The organism is Gracilimonas sp., assembly GCF_035704785.1.
In the GTDB taxonomy this organism is placed as follows: Bacteria; Bacteroidota; Rhodothermia; order Balneolales; family Balneolaceae; genus Gracilimonas.
On record NZ_DASSWP010000189.1, the window covers coordinates 1 to 6,186 of the forward strand.

5 protein-coding genes are annotated in these 6,186 nt (G+C 45.9%); all 5 read left to right on the forward strand.

Annotated elements, in window-relative coordinates; translation table 11 throughout:
* Window positions 1-912, forward strand: a 912-nt coding sequence (locus VFM80_RS11010; protein ID WP_395071881.1) for an amidohydrolase, incomplete at its 5' end; no start/stop codon positions are given.
* A 21-nt stretch (window positions 913-933) separates the two neighbouring features.
* Window positions 934-2,223: a M20/M25/M40 family metallo-hydrolase gene (locus VFM80_RS11015; RefSeq protein ID WP_395071882.1), complete on the forward strand. Its 1,290-nt coding sequence runs from the start codon at window positions 934-936 to the stop codon at window positions 2,221-2,223.
* Between the two features lie 24 nt (window positions 2,224-2,247).
* Entirely contained in the window at window positions 2,248-3,333 is a 1,086-nt protein-coding gene (locus tag VFM80_RS11020) for a serine hydrolase domain-containing protein (protein WP_395071883.1), read from the forward strand.
* A 268-nt stretch (window positions 3,334-3,601) separates the two neighbouring features.
* Window positions 3,602-5,464: a glycoside hydrolase family 13 protein gene (locus VFM80_RS11025; RefSeq protein WP_395071884.1), complete on the forward strand. Its 1,863-nt coding sequence runs from the start codon at window positions 3,602-3,604 to the stop codon at window positions 5,462-5,464.
* 197 nt (window positions 5,465-5,661) lie between these two features.
* Window positions 5,662-6,186 (forward strand): GTP-binding protein (locus VFM80_RS11030; RefSeq protein WP_395071885.1); only part of this gene is annotated, 525 nt, incomplete at its 3' end.

The window sequence follows — 6,186 nt, forward strand, 5'->3', positions numbered from 1 at the left end:
GTTGGGGTAATGCACGCCTGTGGACACGACACCCATATCGCCATGATGATGGGGGTTGCTAAAATACTCACCGATATGAAAGATGAGATCAAAGGAACCATCAAGTTTATTTTCCAACCCGCTGAAGAAGGGGCGCCACAGGGCGAAGAAGGCGGAGCTGAATTGATGGTAAAAGAAGGAGTACTTGAAAATCCTGATGTTGATGCCATTTTCGGATTACACATCTGGGACAGTGAACCTGTTGGCACCATTGGATATCGTTCGGAAGGAATTATGGCAAGCGTAAACAGTTTTAGCCTTGAGATCACCGGAAAGCAGGCGCACGGCTCGGCACCATGGAATGGTATTGATCCAATCGTAACGGCAGCACAGATCATTAACAATGTACAGACCATTGTTAGCCGAAGCATGCCCTTAACCAAACAGGCTGCCGTGGTGACCTTTGGTAAAATCGAGGGTGGAGTTCGCCATAATATCATTCCTGAATCTGTTAGAATGGAAGGTACGATCCGCGCTTTAGATGAAGACATGCGTCAGCTTATTTTCAAGCGACTGGAGACCATCGTCCAAAACACCGCCGAGAGTAACGGTGCTACCGCTGAACTTACCATCCATAAAGGATATCCCATTACCTACAACGACCCCGAATTAACCGCCATGATGGCGCCAACCTTAGACCGTGTTACCAATGGAAATGCCAACATCATGGATGCAGTAACCGGAGCCGAAGACTTCTCCTTTTTTCAGGAAAAAATTCCCGGCTTGTATTTCTTTTTAGGAGGGAAATCTCCTAATGTTGAATCCGGCGGCCACCACACTCCCGATTTTTACGTGGATGAAAGCGCCATGAAACTCGGTATCAGAGCCATGAGTAATTTGGTTGTTGATTACATGAACTCTGCCGGAAATTAATTGTAAAACAAACCTCAAATTATGAAGAAGTTTTTATCCACTGCACTGTTTTTGCTTGTCACCTTTAACTTGTTTGCTCAGCAGCTTTCGGAGACAGAGCAAAAGATCCTTGATCGCATTGATGCCAATCATGCCGACGCGTTAGAATTCCTCGAAGCCAATGTAAACATCAACAGCGGAACCCTGAATCTTGACGGGGTTCGTAAAGTTGGGGAAAACTATATCAAAGCATATAATGAACTCGGTTTTGAAACCCGATGGATCCCTCAGGATGAAGTAAACCGCGCCGGACACTTTTTCGCTGAACAAAAGGGAAGTTCCGGAAAAAAACTGCTCCTTATCGGCCACCTCGACACTGTTTTTGAGCCGGATAGCCCGTTTCAGGAATTCGAAATTCTGAATGATTCAGTAGCTACAGGTCCCGGAGTAAATGACATGAAGGCCGGAAACGTGATGATCTTCTATGCACTTAAAGCCTTAAAAGAGGCGGGTGCCATTCCTGATGCACAAATAATTGTAGCATACACCGGAGATGAGGAAAAAGCCGGAAGCCCTACTTCCATCAGCCGAAAAGATCTGGTTGATGCCGCTAAAAGAAGTGATGTAGCACTCGGTTTTGAAACGGCATCGGGATTCAGTTATGCCACGGTTGCCCGTCGTGCTTCCTTTTCATGGAAGCTTGAAGTAGAGGGTAGACAAGCACATTCATCCGGCATCTTCAGTGATTACACCGGGGCGGGCTCCGTATATGAAGCCTCAAGAATTCTCAATCGTTTTTATGAGGAACTTCGGGAAGATAACCTCACCTATAATGTGGGTGTTATTCTGGGTGGAAATGAGGTTGATTATAACGAAGAACAGGTCAGAGGAAGTGTAAGTGGCAAAACAAACATTGTCCCCAAGAAAACCATAGCTCATGGTGGAATTAGATTTTTAACCACTGAACAAGGTGATCGGGCCTTCGCCAAAATGAGAGAAATTGTTTCTGATCACCTGCCCCAAACTTCTGCAGAGCTTACCATCTACGAAGGCTATCCTCCCATGGAGCCCACCGATGGAAATATGGAATTACTGAACGTTTTAAGTGAACTGAGCCAGGACTTGGGATTGGGTAAAGTGGAAGCCTACGATCCCGGAAGGCGCGGAGCTGCGGATATTTCTTTTGTAGCAAGCCATGTGGACGGGCTCGATGGACTCGGAGCCATGGGAAGCGGAGCGCACGGCCCTAACGAGACTGTAAACTTGAAGACGTATAAGGAACTGACCAAACGGGCTGCACTTTTGATCTACCGGCTTACCCAAGCTGAATAATTCATACTTAACAATCTATCTCTCATGAAAAAAATTACGCTCTACTTTATTCCGTTACTTTTCATCTGGATCTCAGGATGCAACACACCTGATCCAGAAATACAACAAGGCATCAATGCAGCTGATGAAATCTTGCAAACCTATGTAGAAGAGCATGACATTCCCGGTATGAGTGTTTCCGTTTATCGGGATGGGGAGATCATCTGGTCAAAAGGATATGGATACATGGATGTTGACAATCAGGTACCCATCGAGCCAGCCTCAACCCTTTTCCGCATAGGAAGTGTTTCCAAAACCTATACGGCATCAGGGGCGGCATTGCTTTACCAAGAGGGTAAATTGGATCCCAAAGAACCGGTTCAAACCTATGTGCCGAATTTTCCTGAAAAGGAATATGAGATCACAGTTGAACAAGTAGCCGGACATATCGCAGGAATTCGTCATTACAGGGGAGATGAATTCATGAGTGATAAGAAATACACTTCGATAACAGAAGGGCTTGATATCTTTAAAGATGACACGTTGCTTTTTGAACCCGAAACCGATTACTCTTATTCAAGCTACGGATGGAATTTGATAAGCGCTGTAATAGAAGGCGCTTCCGGTCAGAAGTTTTTACCCTTTATGGAAACACAGGTTTTTGACCGATTGAATTTGACAAACACCATGCCCGACCATGCCGATCAGGATATTCCGAATCGAACTCTTTTTTATGTGTATGATGATAGCACTGAATCCAACATAGAAGCTCCCTATGTGGATAACAGCTACAAATGGGCCGGTGGCGGATTTCTCTCTACAACCGAGGATATGATCCGGTTTGGGGAAGCTCATCTGTCTGACGACTATTTAACCACAGAAACACTCGACCGGTTTATGGCTCCTTTGCAAACTTCTGATGGAGAATCTACCGGCTATGGATTTGGGTGGAGCACGTTCATCGATTCAGAGGGCAACACATGGAAAGGCCATAGCGGCGGTTCGGTTGGTGGAAGCACCATGTTTTTTCTCCATCGTGAAAAGGAGGTGGTGGTTGCATTTGCCATCAACCGTTCCGGAGCACCCATGGCAGATCTGCGAGATAAGCTGGCTAAAATTTTTATTGATTAAATTATAGTTCTATTTCAGACTACTCAGTGCTTTAGCCTCGTTCCCAACCACCCGGTTGGGAATGACTTTCAGGACCTCCCGGTCCCAATGACAAGAATTGGGATGAAACTAACTCTTACAAACCTTGGCCACATTGACCCACCCCCCTTAATCCCAGACCCGACCGGGGAAACTCTAAACTCCAAGATCCACGATGTAAGCATTTACATAAGAAAAAGTCTTGGCTGATCTTTATTATCCATTTCGTTGGAATTAACTAAATATCTTCATGAAAAAATTACTCTCACTTGCTCTCGCACTTTTTCTTTTAATGCCTGCACTTCAGGCTCAATTACCGGATCAAATTCAGGTAGTAGATCCTCCTTTCTGGTGGACTGAAATGCCCGTCAATGAACTGCAGCTTCAGCTTTACGGAGATAACCTTGGCTTATATCGCGCCAGTACCGATCATCCCGGAGTCAAGATCACCAAACAACTTGCCGTAGATTCACCCAATTACCTCTTCCTCTATTTTAATATTTCTGATGAGGCCGAAGCCGGGGATATGGAGATCGTACTCACCCAGAGTAACAAGGAAATTGTATTTAATTATGAGCTAAAAACACGAGAATCCACAGAAGGCCGGAACAATGGTTTTGATCCTTCTGATGTGATCTACCTCATGATGCCTGATCGTTTTGCCAACGGAGATCCCTCCAATGACACTATTGAAGGCATGATCGAATCGGCTGACCGCTCGAATCCTGAACGCCGACAAGGTGGTGATATTCAGGGTGTCATGGATCATCTGGATTATATTGAAGACTTGGGCATGACCGCCATCTGGTTCACTCCCATGTTCGAGAATGATATGAGCATCGAGTACGGAGCCTATCACGGATACGCGGCTACCGATCTCTATAAAGTGGATCGTCGTTTTGGCTCTAATGAATTGTATAAAGAGTTGGTCTCCAAAGTTCAGGAGCGCGACATGAAAGTGATAATGGATATGATCCACAACCACATTGGCGACAATCACTGGTGGATGGATGATCTGCCAACGAACGACTGGGTGTTTGATTATGAAGAAGTCGGACAAACCAACTACCGAGGGGTGGTAGCTTCCGACCCCTATGCCTCTGATTACGATTCAACGAAACTTACAGATGGCTGGTTTGTCCCCGAAATGCCCGATCTGAATCAAGACAATGAACTCCTGGCTGATTACCTTATTCAAAATACGCTATGGTGGATCGAGTATTCAGGAATTGATGGTATTCGCATGGATACCTACGTCTATCCAGACAAAGATTATATGGCTCGTTGGGCGAAAGAAGTGCTCGCTGCCTATCCCAGTTTTAATATTGTTGGAGAATCGTGGGTAGAGAATGTTCCCGCTGAAGCTTACTGGCAATATGATAAACCTGGAGTGGATGACGGCTACCAATCACACCTGCCGAGTCTGACCGATTTCCAATTCGCCTTTGCAGCTCGCGATGCATTCAACGAAGAATTTGGCTGGACCACCGGATTGAGTCAGCTTTATTACGTGCTTTCCCAGGATTTTCTGTATTCCGACCCGATGGGCAATGTCATCTTTTTGGATAACCATGATATGAGCCGCTACTTCGAGCACATCGGCAAAAATGAAGACCACTTCAAAATGGCCTATACGTTTTTAATGACCACGCGTGGCATCCCACAGGTATATTACGGTACCGAGCTGATGATGGCTCACGAAAACCGTGGCGGTGATGACGAAGCCTGGCGACAAACCATGCCGGGCGGCTGGCCCGATGACGACCGCAGTGTATTCACTGAAGAAGGCCGTACCGAAAAGGAAAATGAGATCATGGATTACGTAACCAAGCTAACCCAATGGCGAAAAGATGCCGTTGCAACACATGACGGTGAGCTGGTACATTTCATCCCTGAGAATAATACCTATATCTATTTCCGTGTTCATGAAGACCAAACCATTATGGTAACTATGAATGCAAATGAGGAAGCAGTGACATTAGATCGTGATCGATTTGCAGAGATTCTGGATGATTTTGAGATTGGGATTGATGTGATTTCCGGGGATGAAATTAATGTATCAAAAGATTTTGAGGTGGATGGGAAAACAACCGGGGTTTGGGAATTAAAATAACCCATTTGTTTGTGTAGGGACTGTATCATGATACGTCCCTACACAAACCGGGAAATTCTTTATACCTCTTTTTGCCTCAATCCCAGCCACCGGGTTTGGATAGCCCTATTCATCACTTTTTTGCTAATCACTCTTTACTACAAACTTCACTCAAAAGGCCGTATCTTTAAGGCTTCAATCAAGCTGAACGAGACACCATGAGCACGGCCACTGCCGAAACACAAATTACCAAAGAGGCGAAAAAGAGGCGAACCTTCGCCATTATTTCCCACCCTGATGCGGGTAAAACTACCCTCACCGAGAAGCTATTGCTGTATGGTGGAGCGTTGCACGAGGCCGGATCCATCCGTGCCCGAAAGGCTACCCGTCACGCCGCCTCCGACTGGATGTCGATTGAGCAAGAGCGCGGGATCTCTGTAACTTCATCAGTGTTACGTTTTGAGCAAAACGGCATCAAGTACAATCTGCTGGATACCCCGGGTCATAAGGACTTTTCTGAAGATACCCTGCGGACTTTAGTTGCAGCTGATTCCGGCCTGATGGTTATTGACGTTGCCAAGGGCGTTGAGGAACAAACCGAAAAATTATTCGAAGTATGTAAGCTTCGTGAAGTTCCCGTTATCACCTTTGTGAACAAATGTGATCGCCCGGGTATGGATCCGCTGGAAGTGCTAAGTAACATTGAAAGCAAGCTTGGTATCGAAGCCGTACCGGCAAGCTGG

Coding starts and splice junctions, on each gene's coding strand:
- VFM80_RS11015 (WP_395071882.1), top strand. CDS start 934: ATGAAGAAGTTTTTATCCACTGCACTGTTTTTGCTTGTCACCTTTAAC.
- VFM80_RS11020 (WP_395071883.1), top strand. CDS start 2,248: ATGAAAAAAATTACGCTCTACTTTATTCCGTTACTTTTCATCTGGATC.
- VFM80_RS11025 (WP_395071884.1), top strand. CDS start 3,602: ATGAAAAAATTACTCTCACTTGCTCTCGCACTTTTTCTTTTAATGCCT.